We start from the raw sequence: 21,603 nt of genomic DNA, 5'->3' as shown, positions 1-21,603 counted from the left end.
TACTGGCAAACATCCACCGGACTGGGCCCAATTGGTTAACAAGCCACGCCCTGAAACCGTGGCGACGATCGCGCGACTCACCCGCTTGACACCGCGTCAGAGGCTACCACTGCTTGAAGCGGTCCGGCCGTATCGACACAAGATATGCCAACGAGCATTGACCGTGCCCCATGTTGACGCAACGGAAACAAAGTATTGATACATTTCCGTTAGGTTGTTCAAGCAATTGTAGTGTTAAATGTTAACAGGAGTGTGTGACCAGTTATGTCGTATCCAGTATACACCCGGGCCGAACGTATTGCCGACGTGGCAATCCACGTGCTGGGTGTTACCGCGGCGCTCGTTGGGGTCTGCATCATTTTCAGGAATTTGTCGGGGCAGTTGACGGGGGCCATGTTTGCCGCCGCTTGTGTCTATGCGGCCGCACTGGTGACCATGCTGACGGCCTCGGCGACCTACCACATCGCTGCATACACACCTGCCCGCCCAATCCTGCGCCGGATCGATCACGCGGCGATCTATTTCAAGATCGCCGGCACCTTCACCCCGCTCAGCGTCGTGCTGAACACGACCTTCGGATATGTGGTGCTGGGTTGCGTCTGGGCGCTTGCCTTGCTGGGCGCGGCCAGCAAGCTGCGCGCGGCGCCCGGGCGGATGACAACAGGTTGGATTCCTTACGTGATACTCGGCTGGATCGGCATCGCCATTTTCGTCCCGCTGGTCGAAAAGCTGCCCTTCTACAGCATCGGCCTCGTTGTCGCGGGTGGGCTGCTTTATACCGCCGGGGTCATCTTTTACCGCTGGGAAGGGCTGCGCTATTCCATCGCGATCTGGCACGGCATCGTCCTGATCGCGTCGACCTGCCTGTTCTTCGCAGTCTCGACCGCTTTGGCCGTGGCGGGATAGGGGCGCAACGGCGCAATCCGAAGTGGTCAGACGGATTTTCCGTCCTTCAACATCCTGAAAAGCTCGGCATTTCGGCAGATGCCGGGCGCTTCGGCTACTGTACCCTGCTGCATCGACAGCCAATGGTCGCAATCCCTGGCGCTGGCGCAACCGGTGCAACTGAAGACCGCGTCGCTGATCGTGTCAAAGCGGAGCCGGCCAGCCATGGCCAGCTCTTCCAGATCGAGACCCAGCGTCGTGGCCATGCGGTCCACCAGATCGGCATGGCGGCGAAGTGTCGTTTGATTGATCACGGGATGTATCCTCCCCTTGCAGAAACGGCCCGGTTTCCCGGGCATTGTTCCACAAATGTACAGCCCGCATCCGTGTGGGGCTTTGACCTATGTCAATGCGGAGGTCATCCCGCCAGATACGCGTGCACGCACCCCTGCACGTGACGGAAGCGATCGCCACCCAGATGTTTGCCGCCATACCAGCGGGTGACGACTATGACGTGATCGCGCAGATTTTCCCGCTCCAGCATCCGCAGGATCACCATCCCCGCCCCGGCTTCGCCGTCATCCCCCTTGAGCGGCGTGCCGTCCGAGAGCAGCACCGCCCAGCTGTTATGTGTGGCGCGGGCGAATTTCTTGTCCTTTTTCAGGGCCTTCAGGAAAGCCTCAACCGCATCGCGGCTATCCGCAGGTCCGCCCGACACGGCGTATTTCGACCCACGATCGCTGATGACACCCGTCAGTTGACGCATCAGAGGCTGTTATTCACCCGAATAACCGTCTCCATCCGCTGTGCGTTGGGCGGGTGGGTGCCCAGGAAGCGGTCACCCGGATCGGGGATCTGGGTAAAGAACTGCGCGCCCCTGACCGGGTTGTAACCCGCGCGCTTGGTGATGATCGTACCCAGGGCGTCCGCTTCAAGTTCGAAATCCTTGGAATAGGTGCGGGCCCCCACCGTCGCGCCGATATCCTGTGCTGTGCTGATGGTCCCCGATCCGGCACCGGTGATGGCGGCAATCCCGCCCAGCAGGATCGCGCCGGCGGTGGCGTTCTGGCGCTGGCGCGCGATATGGCCGGAAATGTGGTGGGCGGCCTCATGCCCCATGACAAAGGCCAGCTCGTGCGGGTTTCGGGCCGAGGCGATGAAGGCCAGGTTGAAGGCCAGGATCGGGCGGCCGGTCTTGTCCAGCGTCTGGAACGCGTTTGCAGGCTGGCCCGGGCGCCTGTCGACGACGACCTTGAAGTCGCAGTTCAGGCCTTGGGCGCGACGGCGACATTCACGTTCCGCCACCGGCTCCATCGTGCGGACAACGCGGGAAAACGACTCCATCTGCGCCTGGCTCGGCACGGCCGGTTTCTTGGCCGCCTGCCGGCCAGGCGCGGGTTTTTGTGGCGACGGTGCCTGTGTGGTCGCCACACAGGCTGACAGGGCAAAGGCGCAAACAAGGGCTATCCAACGCATCTGAGGTCCTCACTACCAACTGATGCTTTATATTTAGCAGGGATTGCGGCTTGTACCACCCTGATTGCCACCAGGGGTTCAGCGCTTGCAAAGAGCCGCCGGGCAGGTCAGGGTAGGGGCATGTTTTCAATCGAGCATGAATTCGACGCAACTGTGGTCACGCTTGTCGATGACGGCGCGGCCCCGCTGCAAGAGGATGTGATCGTCAATGCGTTCGAAGAATGCGTGACGGTCGAACAATATGACCCGCGCAACGACACGACCCACAAGATCACGCTGTCGATGGCGCAGCTGCGCGACCTCGGCGCCGCGCTGAACCTGCCCGAAGGGGTCTATTCCCTGGCGCAGAACAATCCCTAGAATCAGGCGGCGCGGTCGTAATGCGGACCAAGAGATCCCTCGCCCCGTGAAACGACAAGCCGCGCCGGGACAGGCTTTGAATATCTGTCCGGCCCACGGTCATCCTGCGCGAGACGCCCGCTCTTTCACCGTTCCCGAAATACTCAGGTGCGGTTCGCGTGCCCCCGCCCGACGGCCGGTGCCTGCAGCGCGGCGACACCAACCACCGCAATGGGCGCAAACCGCCGCCGCCATTCAGCGAGACCCGGCACCAATCGCACCCGTGCCATGCCCTGCCCCCTTGACCATGTTCTCCGGACCCCCGACATGTAGCGCGACGAACAAACCGCCGAGGATACCATGCCCGATCGCAACCCCGCCGCCCTCGACTTTCTGCTGACCCGCCGGTCCCGTCCCGCGAAGACCCTGACAGGGCCGGTGCCCGACCGTGATGCGCTGATGCCGATCCTGCAGGCGGGGCTGCGCAGCCCGGATCATGGCAAGCTCGAGCCGTGGCGGCTGATCGTGCTGGACCGCGCGGCGCTGGCCCGGCTGGCGGCACTAGTCCCGGAGACAGGTGAACGGCTGGGGCGCACGCCGGAAGAGGTTGCCAAGGCGCGCGACCAGTTCGCCAATGCGGATCTCGCCGTCGCGGTGATCGAGGTGCAGAAACCTTCGGCCAAGGTGCCGGCGATTGAGCAGAGCTATTCGGCGGGCGCGGTCTGCCTGGCCCTGCTGAATGCCGCGCTGGCCAGCGGCTGGGGCGCGAACTGGCTGTCCGGCTGGGCCAGCCACGACCGGCAGTTCGCCGCCCGGGCGCTGTCGCTGGCCGAGAACGAGCGCATCGCCGGTTTCATCCATATCGGCACCGAAACCAACCCGCCGCCCGAGCGCCCCCGCCCTGACGCCGACACCATCATCAGCTGGGTCATGGAATGATATTTTCCTCGTTTTTCAAGGCGCTGGCACAGATCGGTGATCCGCGATTCCGCAAGGTGCTGTTGCTGGGCATCGGGCTGACGCTGGCGCTGCTGGTGGCAGTCTACGCCGGGTTTCTGGGCCTGCTGCAATGGGCGCTTGGCGACGGGGCCGAACTGCCCCTGATCGGAACGGTGACGTGGCTGGATGACCTGCTGGGCTGGGGCAGCCTGTTTCTGATGCTGATCCTGTCGGTCTTCCTGATGGTCCCGGTGGCCTCGGCCATCACCTCGATGTTCCTTGACGAGGTGGCAAAAGCGGTCGAGGACCGGCACTATCCGCACCTGCCCCCCGCCCCAAGGGTCCCCCTCTGGGATGCGATCCGCGATACGCTGAACTTCCTGGGCATTCTCATTGGCGCGAACATTCTGGCGCTCTTTGTCTATGCAGCGGTGCCGCCTGCCTCGGTCTTTATCTTCTGGGCGCTGAACGGGTATCTGCTGGGGATGGAGTATTTCCAGTTGGCCGCAATGCGCCGCCTGGGCCGGGCACGGGCCACCGCGCTGCGCAAGCAGAACCGGGGCACGATCTGGCTGGCGGGTACGCTGATGGCATTGCCCCTGACGCTGCCTCTGGTTAACCTGCTGATCCCCCTCCTCGGCGCGGCGACCTTCACCCATATCTACCACGCGGTTGAGACAAGGGCACCGAAGCCCTGACTGATCGGGCGCGCCAATTGACCGCTTTGTGCCCAAACCCGACATTTGATAGGCGCCCTGCGTGGAATCAAGCCCGAAGGGCGCCGCGCATTGCCGGCGCGCTCCCATGCGGCGGCAATTTGGCTGAGGCAGGCGCAATGGACTGATGTTTCTAGGACTTGGCTGGGATAAACTGCTCAGAATTTCTGTCGGATCGCCACCGCGCGCGTCGGCAATGCGCGGCTTGTAGTTGAGCGGTCGAACGGCGCTTTGCCCGAATTACTGTAATTCAGCCTATTTCTTTGGCAAACCGAGTGCCTGCGCGACGGCGAACATCACCATGAAAACGCCAAACAGAAACATTGCGATTCCTGGAAAGATCGCAACAAAGAACAGGAAACCCGAGAGATTGTTTTCAGCAGCAAACCCGCTTGACCGAAAAAAAGAAGAAGCAACCAAACAACAAATTGGGACCGCAATGAGACAGACCCCAATGATTAATCGGTTGGCTAGGCTTTGTTTAGTTTCACTATCCATGTAGAGTTCTCAAGTATTGCACCCATAGACGGCTAAGAGCACGAATCAGTAATTCAACCGGAGCCGCGCTGGGAGCACCCAACCGATTGGCCGCTCCGTCCGCATTACCGCCATCGGCCGGGATCAACTCCCGGCCTTTAACCTCAGGGTTCGCCCATCCGGTTGAACATGTCGATGTCGCGCACGGTGATCGTGCCGGTGATGATGATATAGGCTGCAATCGCCCACAGAACCGCCGCGACGATGGTAGTGATCACCGCCTTTTTCTTCAGATGGTGTTTCTGCGGCGAGCCGTCATGGGTGCCCGGCACCACCTTGCCCGCCTCGCCCTGTGTCTGGATGCGGATCGGCAGCGCCACCAGGAAGGTCATAAACCAGAACACCATGTAGAGCACAATCCCCGAGGCGACGCCCATCAGACCTGCTCCAGCTCGACCAGGCAGCCGTTGAAATCCTTCGGGTGCAGGAACAACACCGGCTTGCCATGGGCGCCGATCTTGGGTTCGCCGCTGCCCAGAACGCGCGCACCGGTTTCCTGCAGATGATCGCGCGCGGCGATGATGTCTTCGACCTCGTAGCAGACATGGTGGATGCCGCCCGCCGGGTTCTTTTCCAGGAAACCGTTGATCGGGCTGTCCTCGCCCAGCGGGTAGAGAAGCTCGATCTTGGTATTGGGCAGTTCGATGAACACCACCGTGACACCGTGATCGGGCTCGTCCTGCGGCGCGCCGACATTGGCCCCCAGGGCAGTGCGGTACTGCGCCGAAGCGGCCTCGAGATCCGGGACGGCGATGGCGACGTGGTTGAGGCGTCCGATCATGGTCAATTCCTTCTGCAAAGCCTTTGGCGCTGTTATGGGGCCGCGGGGCGCGGCTGACAAGCGACAGAGGGACGCAATGCGGCGATTAACCATCCGTTAGGCATGTTTGCGTAATCCTTCCGGGGCCGAACCCGCCTGAGGAGCTGTAAGATGGATGACCTAAGCGACCTGCCGCCACCGCAGATGCCCACCAGCAACCGCCCTCTTCTGGGCATGACCGTGCTGGTGGTCGAAGACAGCCGTTTCACCTGTGAAGCCCTGCGCCTGATGTGCCTGCGCAGCGGTGCCCGTATCCGGCGCGCGGACAGCCTGCGCTCGGCCCGACGGCACCTGCGTGTCTACCGACCGTCGATCGCGATTGTCGATCTGGGCCTGCCGGACGGATCCGGAATCGACCTGATCGAGGATCTGGATACCGCCAATCCGCGGGTTGGCGTCATCATGGCCACCAGCGGGGATGACAGCCTGAAAGATCACGCGCTGGCGGCGGGGGCGGATGGTTTCCTGTCCAAACCGCTCAGCTCGGTCGGCGAATTTCAGCAGGCCATTCTTGAGAAATTGCCGGTTGACCGGCGTCCCTCGGGCCCGCGGGTGCTGAGCCAGGACGTGATCGACCCCGATCCGATGGCCTATCGTGACGACATGTGCCACGTGGCCAACCTGCTGGGGGATCACCAGGACGGTCCGGTCCTGGATTACGTTCTGCAATTCCTCAGCGGTGTCGCCCGCAGCGCGAAAGACCGGCAGCTGATCGAGGCGACACGGGATCTGGAAAGCAGCCTGAGCGACAAGGCCGCTCTGCCGGTCAAGATTTCCCGCCTGGCCGGGCTGGTGCAGGACCGGCTGAGCGACCGCGTCGCCATCTGACACCGGCCGCATCCGGTCAGAGCGTCGGATCGTCCGACACGCGCAGCGGCAGCGTCAGATCGCTGAGCGATTCGCGCTGCCGACCCGCCGCATCGAAATTGGCCGGGGACAGCCACCGCCGGAACGCACCCTCCAGCGCCGGCCATTCACCGTCGATCACGGCGAACCAGGCGGTATCGCGGTTGCGGCCCTTGACGATCGTGGCCTGCCGGAACACCCCTTCATAGCTGAACCCCAGCCGCTGCGCCGCACGCCGCGAAGGGCGATTGAGCGCATCGCATTTCCACTCGTAGCGTCTGTAACCCGCCTCGAACGCCCATTTCATCATCAGGTACATGGCCTCAGTCGCCGCGCGGGTGCGCTGCAATTGCGGGGACATCGCGATATACCCCACCTCGATCGAACCGGTGCCGGGCTTGATCCTGAGATAAGAGGCAAAGCCGCCGAAGGCACCGCGCTCCTTGTCGTGGATGGCATGAAAGACCGGATCGCCCGCCGAAATTGCCTCGTCCATCCAGCGACGGAACGCTGCGGCTGACGGAAACGGTCCCGCCGGCATGTAATCCCAGACCCAGTCATGACCGTCGAAGGCCGCGAACAGCGGCGCCGCGTGGGCCATGGCCGCAAGCGGCTCCAGCCGGGCATATTCACCCTCAAGCGTCAGATCGGCGGGCACGGGTGGCACCTGCCAGTTTTCAATCGCGGGGCCGACAGGGCGGGTCTGGTCGGTCATTCTGCCTCCGGGACGTGATTGGCACAGACCCTAGACCAGCCCCCGGCGCCGCGCCAGATGCGTTCACAGGATCAGGCCCGGGTTTGCGCCCAACTCCAGATCGGGGAACACGGTGCGCTCCAGCAATTGCGCGTCGAGGCCGAACAGCTCCTGCAGGATCCAGCCGGTATGGGCGCGCAGATCGCGCGTGGGCAGCAGGTCGCGGCGGTTATAGAGGTCGGCCTCGTCCAGTCCAGGCCAGTCGGCCACCACCCGGCCACCGCGCACCGCGCCGCCCGCCAGCACCATCGCACCGGCCGTGCCATGATCGGTCCCGCCCGAACCGTTCAGCCGCACGGTGCGGCCAAACTCGGTCATCGCGACCAGGGCGGTTTTCTTCCAGATCGGGCCAAGCTCTTGTTTCAGCGTCAGAATTGCCGTTCCCAACTGCGCCAGCGCGCGCAGCAACGCGTCCTTCTGCCGGGCATGGGTGTCAAACCCGTTCAGCGAAAAGGCGGCGATCCTCGTGTCGCCGCGCAGCCGTTCGGCGGCAAAGCTGGCGATGGTTTCGGGTCGCGCGCCCCGGCGTGCCTTTTGCATCGTGCTCTGCATCGCATCAAGCATATCGCCGCTATCGGCATCCCCGTCCTGCCCGGCCTGCGCCGGGGTAGCGGCCGACAGGGTGATCGCTTCGGTGACAGCCTCGCGAAACAGCGGGTCATCATGCATCACCACCTCAAGCAGGCGCTGCGCCTGCGGGCTGAGCGTCAGGCCGGCATCGGGCGACCAGTCCGCAATCCGCGCCGCCCCGCGCGTCAGCAACATGTCGGCGCGCCCGATGGCATAGGCGGTCTCGGCATGGGCGCCGGGCACGTTCTGCAACAGCCGGTTCAGCCAGCCGTCGCGGATGCGGCCCGGGGCGGACCCGCCGGAACCGGCCTCGAGGATATCCTGCCCGTCGAAATGGCTGCGCTTGTCCCGGTAGGGCGTCGACACCGCGTGCACGAATCCCAGATCCCCCGCCTGCCAGAGCGGCATCAGATCGGCCAGTGCCGGGTGCAGGGCAAAGAATCCGTCAAGATCCTGCGCCTCCCCGGGATCAGATCGACGCAGGCCGGCATATTCGGGCGCACCAACCGGACGCACCACGTCCAGCCCGTCCATCCCGCCGCGCAGGATGATGACGACCAGCCGGTTTTCCCAGGGCGCGCTGGCGAATGTCATCGGCGTCAGCAGCGGGCTGGCGGCCAGCGAGCAGCCAAGCGCAAGCCCGTTGGTCAGGACATTGCGGCGGGATCGGGACGGCATGGCAATTCCTCCTTACATCCGCTGAAACGCGGGCGAGCCCAGCACCAGCCCCACGCCTTCGGCGCGGTTTTCGGCGGCCCCGGCGGCAAAACGTACCGCCTCGGGCGCGTCGCGGCCCAGCGCGGTATCGACAAATTCACGCGGATCGGGCAGCACGCGGCGCAGCAGGAATGGCACCCCCATCGCCCATTGCAGCCGCGCCGACAGCCGCTGCGGGGTGATCCATTGCCCGTCTTCCTCGGGCCAGCCATCGGGACCCGGCGCGCGCGCCCATTGCTGCCCCATCAGGGTCAACGGCGCCACCAGGTTGGTCAGGATCTTGCCGGGCCGCGCGCCCTGGATATGGCGCGGAGAGATATCCAGCGCACGCAGGGAAGAGCTTATGAAATCAATCGGTTGCTTGACGTTTCGGTGCGTGAAATCCCAGGCCGAGGGATGATCCAGCATGGCCCGATAGACTTCGAGCAGATCGCCGCCCGTCTGCTGGTACCGCGCCGCCATCGCCGCGATCATCGCCGGGTCGGGCGTGTCCGACACGAAATGCACCGCCAGCTTACGCGCCAGATGCGCTGCCGTGGCCGGGTGCGCCGCCAGATCGTCCAGCACCGCGTGAATATCCGACAAGGCGGGCGCATCGCCCCCATAGATCTTGCCCAGCACGGTCTCGGCGCCCGGTTCCGCCCGCGCGGGATCAAACTGAAATCCTTTCTCCAGCGAATACCGCAGCCCGGTCAGCAGCTCGGCCAGCTGGCGCACGTCATCCTGGCTATAGGGCCCGCCGACGCCAAGCGTGTGCAGCTCCAGCAACTCGCGCGCCAGGTTTTCATTCAGCCCGCGCTTTTTCTCGGGCCGTCTTTTTGCGGCGCGGCTGTTCGGCCCGACCGACCGGTTCTGGTCAAGATAGATCAGCATCAGCGGATGGGTCATCACCGCCCTGAGCATATCGGCGAACCGTCCCGACACATGCGGGCGGATCGCCTCTTCGACATAGATGGCCTGGACGGTGTGCGAGACGATATCGCGGCCCTGCGCGGTGAAGTGATCGGCCCAGAACGCCGCCAGCCTCTCGCGCATCGAATCCTGGCCCAGCGCGCGCCGCAGGATCATCTGGCCGAACCAGCGGTAGGCATGATGCCGCATCACGCGCGATCCCGCCCTGAATTCAACCCGTGCCTCGGCCTTCTCATCCGGGTTATCGGCAAAGAAATAGGCCCGGCGCAGCCTGGCGAATTTCAGGGCCTCGGGGCGGAACTGGTCAAGGCTGGGGATTGCGAAACGCGCGGCAGCGGTATCCGGCCCCTTCAGCCGGGCCAGCATCTTGGGCACCGAGCCCGCCGGCGCGATGCGCGGCGACAGCCCGCAGCCAAACCGGATTTCCGCTCGTTCGGAATCAAACATCCTATGGCACCGTCACTTCTTACCCGCCAACCATACCATCCTACGCAGTAAACTGCATATTCCGTCGGTTGCGCGGGCAAAAAGGTGCCGCAATCAGTCTTCCTGCGGGAGTATGCGCAGGCCCAGTTCCATCAGCTGGTCGCTGGTGGGTTCGCTGGGGGCGTTCATCATCAGGTCTTCGGCGCGCTGGTTCATCGGGAACATGATGACCTCGCGGATATTGGCCTCATCCGCCAAGAGCATCACCATCCGGTCGATCCCCGCGGCACAGCCGCCGTGGGGCGGCGCGCCGTATTGGAAGGCGTTGACCAGCCCGCCGAAACGCTTGTGCACCTCGTCGGCGCCGTAACCCGCCAGCTCAAACGCCTTGATCATGATGTCCAGCTTGTGGTTCCGGATCGCGCCCGAAACCAGCTCGTAACCGTTGCAGGCCAGGTCATACTGATAGCCCAGCACATTCAGCGGATCGCCCTCCAGCGCATCGAGCCCGCCCTGCGGCATCGAGAACGGGTTGTGGCTGAAATCCACCCGGCCGGTTTCCTCGTCGGCCTCGTACATCGGGAAATCGACGATCCAGGCAAAGGCGAACCGGTCCTTGTCGGTCAGGTTCAGTTCCTCGCCAATCACCACCCGCGCCTTGCCGGCGACGGTTTCGAACGCATCCGGCTTGCCACCCAGGAAAAACGCCGCATCGCCCACATCAAGGCCCAGCTGCTGACGAATGGCCTCGGTCCGCTCAGGCCCGATATTCTTGGCCAGCGGTCCTGCGGCCTCCATCCCCTCGCCCTGATCGCGCCAGAAAATATAGCCCATGCCCGGCAATCCCTCTTTCTGGGCAAAGGCGTTCATCCGGTCGCAGAACTTGCGGCTGCCGCCGGTGGGCGCGGGGATCGCGCGGATTTGCGTGCCGTCCTGTTCCAGCAGCTTGGCGAAGATCGCAAAGCCCGAGCCGCGGAAATGCTCGCTGACATCCTGCATCTTGATCGGGTTGCGTAGGTCGGGCTTGTCGGTGCCGTACCACATCGCCGCATCCGCGTAGGAGATCTGCGGCCACTCCGCATCCACTTTGCGCCCGCCGCCGAACTCTTCGAAAATCCCCGCAATCACCGGCTGGATCGTATCGAACACGTCTTGCTGCTCGACAAAGCTCATCTCCATGTCGAGCTGGTAGAAATCGGTGGGCGACCGGTCGGCGCGCGGGTCTTCATCGCGGAAACACGGCGCGATCTGGAAGTACTTGTCAAAGCCCGACACCATGATCAGCTGCTTGAAAAGCTGCGGCGCCTGCGGCAGGGCGTAGAACCTGCCCGGATGCAGGCGGCTTGGCACCAGGAAATCGCGCGCGCCCTCGGGCGACGACGCGGTGATGATTGGCGTCTGGTATTCGCGGAAACCGGTATCCCACATGCGGCGGCGGATCGACGCCACCACGTCAGAGCGCAACTTCATGTTCTCCTGCATCGCCTCGCGGCGCAGATCAAGGTAGCGATAGCGCAGGCGGGTTTCCTCGGGATATTCCTGATCGCCGAAGACAATCAGCGGCAGTTCGCCCGCGCTGCCCAGTACTTCCATGTCGCGGATGAACACCTCGATCTCGCCGGTGGGGATCTTGGGGTTTACCAGGCTCTCGTCGCGCGCCTTGACCTCGCCGTCGATCCGCACGCACCATTCGCTGCGCAGCTTCTCGACCTCGGCGAAAACCGGGCTGTCAGGGTCGCACAGCACTTGCGTCATGCCATAGTGATCGCGCAGATCGACAAACAGCACCCCGCCGTGGTCGCGGATGCGGTGCACCCAGCCCGACAGGCGCACAGTGTCGCCCACGTTGGATTTGGTCAGTTCGGCGCAGGTATGGCTGCGATAGCTGTGCATGACGTCCTCATCTGGCCCCTCGCGGGCCGCTGGCATTGGTTCGCGCCGATACACCTTGCCTATGGGGCAAAGTCAAGGGCTGGCAATCGGCGACGGCCCGCGCAGACCGGCAAAATCATTTACAGGCATGTTTTTTTGCGCAAAAATATGTGCCGTCGAGTCAGTTCACCCGGAAAACCGGGTGCCACAGGCAGGTTTCACATCACCGGAGGAATGCGTCGCGGGAGGGCGCAGAGGTATGGGGGTGACAAATGTGGATGACGGCACTTGACCGGCTGCTTACGCAACTGATGCGCCGGGGGTCGCTTGGCGTGACCTACCCGGATGGCAGCACGAAAACCTATGGCAGCGGCCGCGACGGGCCCGAGGTCGCGATTGCCCTGCTGGACCGCAGCCTGCCCAGAAAGATCGTGCTGTCGCCCGAAATGGCCGTGGGCGAGGGCTATATGGATGGCCGGCTGACCATCGAAAACGATGACCTGCACGGTTTTCTGACGCTGGCGATCAGCAATATCGCGGCGCAGGGTCCACCCTGGTTTCGCCGCCCGATCGTGCTGGTCCGCCACCTGATGCGCCATTTGCAGCAATTCAACCCGGCGCCGCGGGCGCGGGCCAACGTGGCGCATCACTATGATCTCTCGGGCGAGCTATATGACCTGTTCCTCGACGAGGACCGGCAATATTCCTGCGCCTATTTCCGCGACCCGGGGATGACGCTGGAGGCGGCACAGGCGGCCAAGAAACAGCATATCGCCCGCAAGCTGCTGATCCAGCCGGGGATGCAGGTGCTGGATATCGGCTGCGGCTGGGGGGGCATGGGCCTGACGCTGGCGCGCGATCATGGCGCCGAAGTGCTGGGCGTGACGCTCTCGAAGGAACAGCATGCCATGGCCACCGCGCGCGCCGAAATGGCCGGTCTGGCGAACCGCTGCCGGTTTGAGCTGCTGGATTACCGCAAGGTCACCGGGCAATTCGACCGGATCGTGTCCGTCGGGATGTTCGAACATGTGGGCGTGCCGCATTACAACGAATTTTTCGCCCATGTGCGCGACCGGCTGACCGAGGATGGCATCTCGCTCATTCACACCATCGGGCGCGCCCAGCCGCCGGGGGCTACCAGCCCGTGGATCACCAAGTACATCTTTCCCGGCGGCTATTGCCCGGCCCTGTCCGAGGTGATGCGCGCGGTGGAACACCAGGGGTTGGTCCAGACCGATATCGAGGTCTGGCGGCTGCACTACGCCGAAACCTTGCGCCATTGGCATGACCGGTTCATGGCCAATATCGAACGGGCGCGGGCGCTTTACGATGACCGGTTCTGCCGGATGTGGCGCTATTACCTGATCGCCAGCGAGCTGACCTTCCGCCTGAACCGGCAGGTGGTGTTCCAGCTGCAACTGACCAGAAGGCAAGACGCGGTGCCACTGACGCGCGACTACCTCTATACGCGAAACGGTCCGGCGGATCTGAAAGCGGCAGAGTGAGGCCATCGGACCAGCCGCGCAGGATGCCGCGGCCCGGCACCCGGCGGAAAGTCTCGATCAGGCGAAACCCGGGGTCAGCTGGCGGGCAAAACGGGCCTTCCACAGGGCCTCCTCGTATTCTGCGGCGGCGGTGCTGTCATAGACCAGGCCACCACCCACGTTTAGCGTGGCGCGGCCATCCTCGACCAACAGCGTGCGGATCGCCACGTTGAATTCCGCGCGCCCGTCCGGCGCGGCCCAGCCGATCGTGCCGCAATAGACTTCGCGCGGGGCGGGCTCCAGCGCGCGCAGGATTTCCATCGCCCGCACCTTGGGCGCGCCGGTGATCGACCCGCAGGGGAACAGCGCGCGAAAGATGTCGCCCAGCCCGGTGCCCGCCACCATCTGCCCGGTCACCAGCGACGTCATCTGGTGCACGGTCTCGTAGCTTTCGATGGAAAACAGCTCGGGCACCGCGACGCTGCCCGGCGCGCTGATCCGCGACAGGTCGTTGCGCAACAGGTCGACGATCATCAGGTTCTCGGCCCGGTTTTTCTCGTCGGTCTGCAGGAAAAACCGGTGGCGGGCATCCTCGGCCGCGTCATCGCTGCGCGGCATCGTGCCCTTCATCGGGCGGGTCTCGATCCGGCCGCGCGTGTCGGTGCGGAAAAACAGCTCGGGTGAGCGGGACAGGATCGCCGGCAGCCCCTCCTGCTCGATCAGCGCGCCGTGGCGTACCGTCTGCACCTGGCTCAGCGCATGGTAAAGCGCAAGCGGCGTGCCCTGCGCGTCAAGCGTGATCGGAAAGGTCAGATTGGCCTGATAGATGTCACCGGCGCAAATATAGTCATGCACGGTCCGGAACCCACCCGCATATCGCGCCGCATCCCAGCCGGGGGAAAACCCGTCCAGCCCCGCATCACCGGGCTGCAGCGCGTCGGCGATCGAGGGCCAGTCATAGACCCCGAACTGCAACAGCGGCAGCCGCCGGTCGGCGGGCAGCAGCGGGGTCAGTTTCGGCTCCAGCACGTAGCCCAGCTCGTAGGTGGCGTATCCCGCCACCCACAGCCCGTCCGCCCGCGCGGCCTCCAGCGCATCCAGCGCGGCGGGCACATCCTTTGGCGCATCGGCCACGATCAGCCGCCGTGCCCGCGCAAAGCTGCACGCGCTGCCATCGGGGCCGTGATCGAAACGAATCTGCACGCTTGGCGTCCTTTGCCGCTGGTCTGGTCCCCGTATCTAGCGGTCCGGGCCGCGAATGGCACCCTAAAAAGCGTCCATTTCGCCTGTGTTTGCGATCCCCCTTGCGCTGCGTCCGATGATGGCTATAACCCCCAACAATTTGCGTGTGCGTGCCTGTGCCCGCACCCAATCTGCTGCCGCCCGAATAGTTGCCCTGGGGACCACCATGCCGAAAAGAACTGACATCTCGTCCATCATGATAATCGGGGCGGGGCCCATTGTTATCGGGCAGGCGTGCGAGTTTGACTATTCCGGTGCCCAGGCCTGCAAGGCCCTGCGGGAAGAAGGCTACCGGGTGGTGCTGGTGAACTCGAACCCGGCCACCATCATGACCGACCCGGAACTGGCCGACGCCACCTATATCGAGCCGATCACCCCCGAGGTCGTCGCCCGGATCATCGAGAAGGAACGCCCCGATGCGCTGTTGCCCACCATGGGCGGGCAGACCGGCCTCAATACCGCGCTGGCGGTGGCCGATATGGGCGTGCTGGAAAAGTTCGGCGTGGAACTGATCGGCGCCAACCGCGAAGCCATCGAAATGGCCGAGGACCGCAAGCTTTTCCGCGAGGCAATGGACCGGCTGGGGATCGAAAACCCCAAGGCCACCATCGCCAACACGATGGAAGAATGCATGGCCGCGCTCGAGGATATCGGCCTGCCCGCGATCATCCGGCCGGCCTTCACGCTGGGCGGCACCGGCGGCGGCGTGGCCTATAACCGCGACGATTACGAACATTTCTGCAAATCGGGCCTCGATGCCTCGCCGGTCAACCAGATCCTGATCGACGAAAGCCTGCTGGGCTGGAAGGAATACGAGATGGAGGTCGTCCGCGACAAGGCGGATAACGCGATCATCGTCTGTTCCATCGAAAACGTCGATCCGATGGGCGTGCACACGGGCGATTCCATCACCGTGGCCCCGGCGCTGACGCTCACCGACAAGGAATACCAGATCATGCGCAACGGCTCGATCGCCGTGCTGCGCGAAATCGGGGTCGAAACCGGCGGATCCAACGTGCAATGGGCGATCAACCCCGAAGACGGCCGCATGGTCGTGATCGAGATGAACCCGCGGGTGTCGCGCTCCTCGGCGCTGGCCTCCAAGGCCACCGGCTTCCCCATCGCCAAGATCGCCGCCAAGCTGGCCGTGGGCTACACGCTGGATGAGCTGGATAATGACATCACCAAGGTCACGCCCGCCTCGTTCGAGCCGACGATTGACTACGTTGTCACCAAGATCCCGCGCTTTGCGTTCGAGAAGTTCCCCGGGTCCGAGCCCTACCTCACCACCGCGATGAAATCCGTGGGCGAGGCGATGGCCATCGGCCGCACCATTCACGAATCGCTGCAAAAGGCACTGGCCAGCATGGAAACCGGCCTGACCGGGTTTGATGAGATTGCCATCGAGGGCGCGGCCGATTCCGCATCCGGCAAGGCCGCCGTGGTCAAGGCGCTCAGCCAGCAGACCCCCGACCGTATCCGGGTGATCGCCCAGGCGATGCGCCACGGGCTTTCCGATGACGATATCCAGCACGCCACCGCGTTTGATCCGTGGTTCCTGGCCCGCATCCGCGAGATCGTCGAAGCCGAGGAGGACGTGCGCGCAAACGGCCTGCCCAAAGACGCCGCCGGGCTGCGCGCGCTCAAGATGCTGGGCTTCTCCGACGCCCGGCTGGCAAAACTGACAGGCTTCACCGAGGCCGATATCCGCCGTGCCCGTGTGGCCCAGGGCGTGACCGCCGTGTTCAAGCGGATCGACACCTGCGCGGCCGAGTTCGAGGCACAGACGCCCTATATGTATTCCACCTACGAGGCCCCCGTGCTGGGCGAGGTGGAATGCGAGGCCCGGCCATCGGACCGCAACAAGGTCGTGATCCTCGGCGGCGGCCCCAATCGCATCGGCCAGGGGATCGAGTTCGACTATTGCTGCTGCCACGCCTGCTATGCGCTGACCAAGGCGGGGTATGAGACGATCATGATCAACTGCAACCCGGAAACGGTCAGCACCGATTATGACACCTCGGACCGGCTCTATTTCGAGCCGCTCACCTTCGAACACGTGATGGAAATCCTGCGGGCCGAACAGGAAAACGGCACGCTGCACGGCGTCATTGTCCAGTTCGGCGGCCAGACGCCGCTGAAACTCGCCAACGCGCTCGAGGCCGAGGGCATCCCGATCCTCGGCACTTCGCCCGACGCCATCGACCTGGCCGAGGACCGCGAACGGTTCCAGGCGCTCGTGAACCAGCTTGGCCTGAAACAGCCGCGCAACGGCATCGCCAGCACGGACGCGCAGGCATTGGCCATCGCCGAGGAAATCGGCTTCCCCCTCGTTATCCGCCCCTCCTACGTGCTGGGCGGCCGCGCGATGGAGATCGTCCGCGACATGGCCCAGCTGGAACGCTACATCGCCGAAGCGGTGGTGGTTTCGGGCGACAGCCCCGTGCTGCTTGACGGCTACCTTTCGGGCGCCATCGAATGCGATGTCGATGCGCTCTGCGACGGCGAGAAGGTGCACGTGGCCGGCATCATGCAGCATATCGAGGAGGCCGGCGTGCATTCCGGCGACAGCGCCTGCTCGATCCCGCCCTATTCGCTGTCCAAGGACGTGATCGCCGAGATCAACCACCAGACCGAGGCGCTGGCCAAGGCGCTCAATGTCGTGGGCCTGATGAACGTGCAATTCGCGGTCAAGGATGACGTGATCTACCTGATCGAGGTCAACCCCCGCGCCTCGCGCACCGTGCCGTTTGTCGCCAAGGCAACCGACTCGGCCATTGCCTCGATCGCCGCACGCCTGATGGCCGGTGAGAAGCTGAGCAGTTTCAAGTTCCGCGGCCCCTACCCCGCCGATGCCAAGCCCGGCACCCTGCCGATGGCCGACCAGATGACCCTGGCCGATCCCAACATGCCCTGGTTCTCGGTCAAGGAGGCGGTGATGCCCTTCGCCCGCTTCCCCGGTGTCGATACGATCCTCGGCCCCGAAATGCGCTCCACCGGTGAGGTGATGGGCTGGGATGTCAGCTTCCCCCGCGCGTTTCTCAAGGCGCAGCTGGGCGCTGGCACGATGCTGCCCGAGGGGGGGCGGGTGTTCTTCTCGATCAAGGATGACGACAAGACGCCGCAACTGGTCGACACCGCGCGGATTCTCGTCGATCTGGGCTTTGCCATCGTCGCCACCCGCGGCACCGCGGCCTTCCTCGAAGGGCACGAGATCGCCTGCGAGGTGGTCAACAAGGTCTACGAGGGCCGCCCCGACGTGGTCGACATGATGAAGGACGGGCAGATCGCACTGGTGATGAACACGACCGAAGGCGCCCAGGCGGTCGAGGACAGCCGCTCGATCCGCTCGGTCGCGCTCTATGACAAGATCCCCTACTACACCACCGCTGCCGCCTCCCATGCCGCCGCACAGGCCATGCGGGCACGGCAGGAAGGCGAGATCAAGGTGATGCCCCTGCAGGGGTGAGGCGCGTCTTGGAAACTGTCCGGGGGACGGTTTCAGGGCCGAACGGGCCAAGCCCCGGAAAGCCGCATGAGCGAAGCCGAAACCGCTTGAACAGCCCGGCGCGGCAATGCTATCCCGAACGTCGCGGCGGGTATGATGTAATGGTAGCCTGTCAGCTTCCCAAGCTGAACGCGCGGGTTCGATTCCCGCTACCCGCTCCAGCCCACCCCGTCTGATCCGAAGCCGCCCTTGAGGCCGGTCGCTTTGCGCGGGTTCAAGGGCAAATCCCGCCACGTTCCGTCAGACTGCAACTCTGTTGCGCATCACGCGGCACGTTAGGGATGGAAGTCACGCGCCGCGCAACTCGAGGAGAGCACCACCGCGATCCAGTTGACGTCAAGCGAAAGGCCGCGTTCGGCCAGCCAATCCTTCTGGATCTGATAGGCCGGGAACTCTTTGGCGGCCTCACAATAAAAATGTGCGCCGCCCTGACGATGATGAACGAGTTCGTGCAACAACACCGCCACGTCCTGCGGGTCATCCGCGCTCCAGGGGCGGAACAGTGTGATCGTGCCAGTGCGTGGCTCATATAGGCCGCGCGCCGTGTCGCCGATAGCTGACGCCATCTCGTTTGGGCCTGCGACATCCTGCGCATCGGCAAATACGATGGTGGCAGGGGTGTCCGCCTTGGGAAGGTCTGTCGTCGTGTCGATCCATTGATGCAGCTCGCTCAGCAGCCCCGCCGAAAGGTCGAAGGGCTCGGCTGCGGCAGAACTTGAAAAGGCACATAGGAACTGGGCGGCCACAGCAAGTGCGGCGCGTCTGACGGGAAACATGACCCCCTCCGTTGGATGTGCAGATTTGCGAGAATCCTAGCAAACAGGTATGTTTGATAACAAAAGATGGTTTTTCACCGCCCGATGAGGAAAATTCACGTGTGAAGAGAAGAAGGTTGCCTCCGTTCTCGGCCGTGAAGGCATTCGAGGCCGCAGCCCGACACCTGAGCTTCAAGGCAGCGGCGGAGGAGCTGTGCCTCAGCCCCTCGGCGATTTCTCACCAGATCCGCGCCCTTGAGGACTACCTTGCAACCGCGCTGTTCCGGCGCGAAGGCAACCGTATCAGCCTGACCGGCACCGGACGCAGCTATGCCGGACGATTGACGCAATTGCTGGATCATCTGGATGACAGCACCCGCTCGGCACGGTCCGCGTCCCAAGGTCAATTCCTGCGGGTTCTGTCCACGCCCGGATTTGCCGCCCGGTGGTTGGTGCCGCGCATGGCGAATTTCGAACAGGCGCAGGCGATCCGGCTGAGGATCGCCGAAGGCGCGCCTTCCACTGATTTCGCGACCAATGATGCCGATGTCGTGATCAAGTGGCGCGATGAGGCGGAAGAGGATGTCGATGTCGTGCCCTTCTTGCATTCGGCACGTTACCCGGTCGTGTCACCGGCATTGCTTGAGCGCGAAGCCATCTCTCATCCGCGCGACCTGCTGCATCTGACCTTGTTCCGCGACGAAGTCGATGACCAGTGGCCAGAGTGGTTTCGCGCGGCGGGCGTCATGGCCGAATTGACCGAAGGCGATCCGGTCTATCCTAATTGCGAATATGCCTCGACCGCCGCCGAAGCCGGCTTGGGCGTTTCGCTTGCCTATGAGGCGGTCGTTGGCCCGACGGTTGCCGAGGGGCGTCTGGTGCGCCTGTTCGAAGCGACAACGATCCCCTTCACAATTTACGCCATCGCGACACAGAAAGCGCGGCGGAACGATCCGCTTATCGCTGCCTTCCGCGACTGGCTGATCACCGAGGCCAGCAATCACCACTCAACCGGCGCGTCGATCCACGCTGCCCAGTAATCAGAACCGCTAGAACAGCCCGGCGCGGCAATGCTATCCCGAACGTCGCGGCGGGTATGATGTAATGGTAGCCTGTCAGCTTCCCAAGCTGAATGCGCGGGTTCGATTCCCGCTACCCGCTCCAGTTCTTCCAGTTGGATATGAAGCCGCCATTGAGCCTGTCATCCCGCGCGGAATCAAGGGGGAATCCCGCCGGCATTTTTGACCAAAGCGCGCACTTGTCACCTCAGAATTTAGCCGCGCGAGCGCCAGACCGCGGGGTGGCGACCCGCCATTGATGAGATGCACTTTATCTCTGCCAAACCAGCAAAACCTCGATACGTCGCGCCAACATCAGCCAATCGCCAGCCCGGGGGACGGTCTGGCGATCGCGCGGCGCCCTACGGGCTTGGTTCCGCGCGGGTGAGCAAATTTCAACTTCGGCCAAGGAACCCGATCGATCACCAAACCCAAGTAGCCAGTTAAATTTGGACTGAAGACCAACCATGCAGACGTTGCTGCCGTTGAAGGCAAACCAAAACTACACTACTTTTCTTAGGGCGTCTTAAGGGTTATCGATAAGACAAGACCGCATTTGAGAAAATGTATAGGGATTTCACCTCAAGTGAATTGTGGGGCCAATCAAAAGAACGAAATAGCAAGTGGAATTGCCGCTGAAATTATGGGGGGGTCAATACCCGATTTCTATCGGCTGATTAGAGCGATTGATGATCGCGAAATCTACGAGAAGGTTGGCAGAATATCTCGGGGAATTGGTATGACTAGCGACGATCCTGTATCGTTGTTCGCCGCTGGGCAAATATACTATAACCTGGGTGACGAAGAGAAGGCGCTAGATTGTATGCGCAGAGCAGGCGAACTCGGTGTTGGTTCTGCCAGTTATGCCGCCGCAAAGCTACTTGAAGAAATGCCCGATTTAGAGCAATCAACAGAAGCAGAAATTCTGCGTTTGAAGAAAAATGCCTGTAAAAACGGAAACTTAAAAGCATGTTGGTCGGTGTTAAAGACGCAGAAATCTGGACCGTTCAGTACGGCAAAGTACTGGGTTTACAGATATGTGTATGTCCCGATTATGGTTGTGAAGATTAAGTTTACAGATGCCCATTCCGATAGGATTAGGTGACAAAATGCAAGAACGACAACGCGTAAAATGACGTAAGATTTTCTTTTCTCGACCGTAGAAAGTTTGTTTTTCTACATATCTGACGGAGTTGCCTAAAGGATCTAATTCCTGTTTCCAGACAAGGGGCAATAGTTACTCCGGGCTCAGAGGACACATTCACTTCGCGTCACAAATCTCGCAGCATCTGTCGTGTCCTCAACATCACCGCGAGTGCGAATCTTCATTCCACTCATGCCCTACTTCCCAATCCCCGGCCGTTCTCCCATGTCCGGCGGGGTCTGGTATTCCGGCAGGGTGTCCTTGCCGTCGATCAGGCCCGACAGGCGGGCCAGCATGAAGGCCACCAGCACCTCGTTCATCCTGAGCGTATAACCCCGCCCCATCTTCTTGAAGAACCGCACCACGTCCTCTTCGACCCACAGCGTGACCTTGCGCTTCTTCTTGGGATAGCGGGTATTGGCGATCTCGTGCCATTCGGGCGGAATGCGCCCGCGCGCGACGACCGGCTGGTGCAAGTCCCATTCCAGCTGGCTCAGCACATCCATCAGATAGCCGAAATGTTCGCGCTGGCTCTTGGTCATCTTGTCCATGCGGTAAAGCATCTTCATCGCCCTCTGAGTCGTTTCTGGCGCGGCGAATGCT

22 protein-coding genes and 2 tRNA genes are annotated in these 21,603 nt (G+C 63.0%); 11 read left to right on the top strand and 13 right to left on the bottom strand.

The window, feature by feature from the left end:
* The first annotated feature begins 264 nt into the window (after positions 1 to 264).
* Entirely contained in the window at positions 265 to 906 is a 642-nt protein-coding gene (locus tag AAFO92_RS18210; protein ID WP_347537559.1) for a hemolysin III family protein, read from the top strand.
* Positions 907 to 932: 26 nt separating this feature from the next.
* Here the strand turns inward: AAFO92_RS18210 and AAFO92_RS18205 are convergent, their stop codons facing one another.
* The 3 genes from AAFO92_RS18205 to AAFO92_RS18195 form a co-directional block, all read right to left on the bottom strand.
* Positions 933 to 1,199, bottom strand: coding sequence for a DUF6455 family protein (locus AAFO92_RS18205; RefSeq protein WP_347537557.1), 267 nt, complete (start codon positions 1,197 to 1,199; stop codon positions 933 to 935).
* Positions 1,200 to 1,303: 104 nt separating this feature from the next.
* Positions 1,304 to 1,651 (bottom strand): YigZ family protein, encoded by a 348-nt coding sequence (locus AAFO92_RS18200; protein WP_347537556.1) that lies wholly within the window; start codon positions 1,649 to 1,651, stop codon positions 1,304 to 1,306.
* Positions 1,651 to 2,361 carry a M48 family metallopeptidase gene (locus tag AAFO92_RS18195; protein WP_347537554.1) on the bottom strand — a complete coding sequence of 237 codons (711 nt, stop codon included), beginning with the start codon at positions 2,359 to 2,361 and terminating at the stop codon, positions 1,651 to 1,653. Before AAFO92_RS18195 ends, AAFO92_RS18200 begins: the two co-directional genes overlap by 1 nt.
* 120 nt (positions 2,362 to 2,481) lie before the next feature.
* Between AAFO92_RS18195 and AAFO92_RS18190 the strand changes: the two genes are divergently transcribed.
* The 3 genes from AAFO92_RS18190 to AAFO92_RS18180 all read left to right on the top strand — a co-directional run bounded on the left by AAFO92_RS18190 (position 2,482) and on the right by AAFO92_RS18180 (position 4,337).
* Complete coding sequence (locus tag AAFO92_RS18190) at positions 2,482 to 2,721, top strand: hypothetical protein (RefSeq protein ID WP_347537552.1); 240 nt, start codon at positions 2,482 to 2,484, stop codon at positions 2,719 to 2,721.
* Between the two features lie 339 nt (positions 2,722 to 3,060).
* Positions 3,061 to 3,639 (top strand): nitroreductase family protein, encoded by a 579-nt coding sequence (locus AAFO92_RS18185; protein ID WP_347537550.1) that lies wholly within the window; start codon positions 3,061 to 3,063, stop codon positions 3,637 to 3,639.
* A complete protein-coding gene (locus tag AAFO92_RS18180; protein WP_347537548.1) occupies positions 3,636 to 4,337 on the top strand; it encodes an EI24 domain-containing protein in 702 nt (233 codons plus the stop codon). The genes AAFO92_RS18185 and AAFO92_RS18180 overlap by 4 nt, the downstream gene beginning before the upstream one ends.
* 273 nt (positions 4,338 to 4,610) lie before the next feature.
* Here AAFO92_RS18180 and AAFO92_RS18175 read toward each other — a convergent pair whose 3' ends face one another.
* From AAFO92_RS18175 to mce, 3 genes are all read right to left on the bottom strand, one after another.
* Entirely contained in the window at positions 4,611 to 4,853 is a 243-nt protein-coding gene (locus AAFO92_RS18175; protein ID WP_347537547.1) for a hypothetical protein, read from the bottom strand.
* 143 nt (positions 4,854 to 4,996) lie between these two features.
* Entirely contained in the window at positions 4,997 to 5,269 is a 273-nt protein-coding gene (locus AAFO92_RS18170; protein WP_347537545.1) for a DUF1467 family protein, read from the bottom strand.
* Positions 5,269 to 5,673, bottom strand: coding sequence for a methylmalonyl-CoA epimerase (mce, locus tag AAFO92_RS18165; protein ID WP_347537543.1), 405 nt, complete (start codon positions 5,671 to 5,673; stop codon positions 5,269 to 5,271). The genes AAFO92_RS18170 and mce overlap by 1 nt, the downstream gene beginning before the upstream one ends.
* Positions 5,674 to 5,823: 150 nt before the next feature.
* Between mce and AAFO92_RS18160 the strand changes: the two genes are divergently transcribed.
* Positions 5,824 to 6,540 carry a response regulator gene (locus AAFO92_RS18160; protein WP_347537541.1) on the top strand — a complete coding sequence of 239 codons (717 nt, stop codon included), beginning with the start codon at positions 5,824 to 5,826 and terminating at the stop codon, positions 6,538 to 6,540.
* A 16-nt stretch (positions 6,541 to 6,556) separates the two neighbouring features.
* On the opposite strand, the gene AAFO92_RS18155 is transcribed toward AAFO92_RS18160, so the two are convergent.
* The 4 genes from AAFO92_RS18155 to aspS all read right to left on the bottom strand — a co-directional run bounded on the left by AAFO92_RS18155 (position 6,557) and on the right by aspS (position 11,830).
* Entirely contained in the window at positions 6,557 to 7,273 is a 717-nt protein-coding gene (locus AAFO92_RS18155) for a GNAT family protein (RefSeq protein WP_347537539.1), read from the bottom strand.
* A gap of 63 nt (positions 7,274 to 7,336) precedes the next feature.
* Positions 7,337 to 8,560 (bottom strand): DUF1501 domain-containing protein, encoded by a 1,224-nt coding sequence (locus AAFO92_RS18150; RefSeq protein ID WP_347537537.1) that lies wholly within the window; start codon positions 8,558 to 8,560, stop codon positions 7,337 to 7,339.
* A gap of 12 nt (positions 8,561 to 8,572) precedes the next feature.
* A complete protein-coding gene (locus AAFO92_RS18145; RefSeq protein ID WP_347537535.1) occupies positions 8,573 to 9,958 on the bottom strand; it encodes a DUF1800 domain-containing protein in 1,386 nt (461 codons plus the stop codon).
* A gap of 93 nt (positions 9,959 to 10,051) precedes the next feature.
* Entirely contained in the window at positions 10,052 to 11,830 is a 1,779-nt protein-coding gene (gene aspS, locus AAFO92_RS18140) for an aspartate--tRNA ligase (protein WP_347537758.1), read from the bottom strand.
* 251 nt (positions 11,831 to 12,081) lie between these two features.
* On the opposite strand from aspS, the gene AAFO92_RS18135 reads away from it, so the two are divergent.
* Complete coding sequence (locus AAFO92_RS18135; RefSeq protein WP_347537534.1) at positions 12,082 to 13,314, top strand: cyclopropane-fatty-acyl-phospholipid synthase family protein; 1,233 nt, start codon at positions 12,082 to 12,084, stop codon at positions 13,312 to 13,314.
* A gap of 57 nt (positions 13,315 to 13,371) precedes the next feature.
* On the opposite strand, the gene AAFO92_RS18130 is transcribed toward AAFO92_RS18135, so the two are convergent.
* Complete coding sequence (locus AAFO92_RS18130; RefSeq protein ID WP_347537532.1) at positions 13,372 to 14,496, bottom strand: aminodeoxychorismate synthase component I; 1,125 nt, start codon at positions 14,494 to 14,496, stop codon at positions 13,372 to 13,374.
* A 205-nt stretch (positions 14,497 to 14,701) separates the two neighbouring features.
* Here AAFO92_RS18130 and carB point away from each other — a divergent pair, with 205 nt between their 5' ends.
* Together carB and AAFO92_RS18120 are read left to right on the top strand one after the other, a co-directional pair.
* Positions 14,702 to 18,004: a carbamoyl-phosphate synthase large subunit gene (carB, locus tag AAFO92_RS18125; protein WP_347537531.1), complete on the top strand. Its 3,303-nt coding sequence runs from the start codon at positions 14,702 to 14,704 to the stop codon at positions 18,002 to 18,004.
* Positions 18,005 to 18,130: 126 nt separating this feature from the next.
* Positions 18,131 to 18,204, top strand: a tRNA-Gly gene (locus AAFO92_RS18120).
* A 114-nt stretch (positions 18,205 to 18,318) separates the two neighbouring features.
* On the opposite strand, the gene AAFO92_RS18115 is transcribed toward AAFO92_RS18120, so the two are convergent.
* Positions 18,319 to 18,819 (bottom strand): DUF6647 family protein, encoded by a 501-nt coding sequence (locus AAFO92_RS18115; protein ID WP_347537529.1) that lies wholly within the window; start codon positions 18,817 to 18,819, stop codon positions 18,319 to 18,321.
* Positions 18,820 to 18,920: 101 nt separating this feature from the next.
* Here AAFO92_RS18115 and AAFO92_RS18110 point away from each other — a divergent pair, with 101 nt between their 5' ends.
* From AAFO92_RS18110 to AAFO92_RS18100, 3 genes are all read left to right on the top strand, one after another.
* The gene (locus AAFO92_RS18110; RefSeq protein ID WP_347537527.1) at positions 18,921 to 19,838 is read left to right on the top strand and encodes a LysR substrate-binding domain-containing protein; all 918 of its coding nucleotides are present in this window, start codon (positions 18,921 to 18,923) and stop codon (positions 19,836 to 19,838) included.
* Between the two features lie 50 nt (positions 19,839 to 19,888).
* Positions 19,889 to 19,962 (top strand) — tRNA-Gly (locus AAFO92_RS18105).
* A 480-nt stretch (positions 19,963 to 20,442) separates the two neighbouring features.
* On the top strand, positions 20,443 to 20,961 hold the full coding sequence (locus AAFO92_RS18100; RefSeq protein ID WP_347537525.1) for a tetratricopeptide repeat protein: 519 nt from the start codon (positions 20,443 to 20,445) through the stop codon (positions 20,959 to 20,961).
* A gap of 236 nt (positions 20,962 to 21,197) precedes the next feature.
* Here the strand turns inward: AAFO92_RS18100 and AAFO92_RS18095 are convergent, their stop codons facing one another.
* Positions 21,198 to 21,563 (bottom strand): BrnA antitoxin family protein, encoded by a 366-nt coding sequence (locus AAFO92_RS18095; RefSeq protein WP_347537523.1) that lies wholly within the window; start codon positions 21,561 to 21,563, stop codon positions 21,198 to 21,200.
* Positions 21,564 to 21,603: the final 40 nt, after the last annotated feature.

The sequence above is a fragment of the Roseovarius sp. CAU 1744 genome (assembly GCF_039839345.1).
In the GTDB taxonomy this organism is placed as follows: domain Bacteria; phylum Pseudomonadota; class Alphaproteobacteria; order Rhodobacterales; family Rhodobacteraceae; genus Roseovarius.
This window is presented reverse-complemented; position numbering and strand designations above follow the sequence as displayed.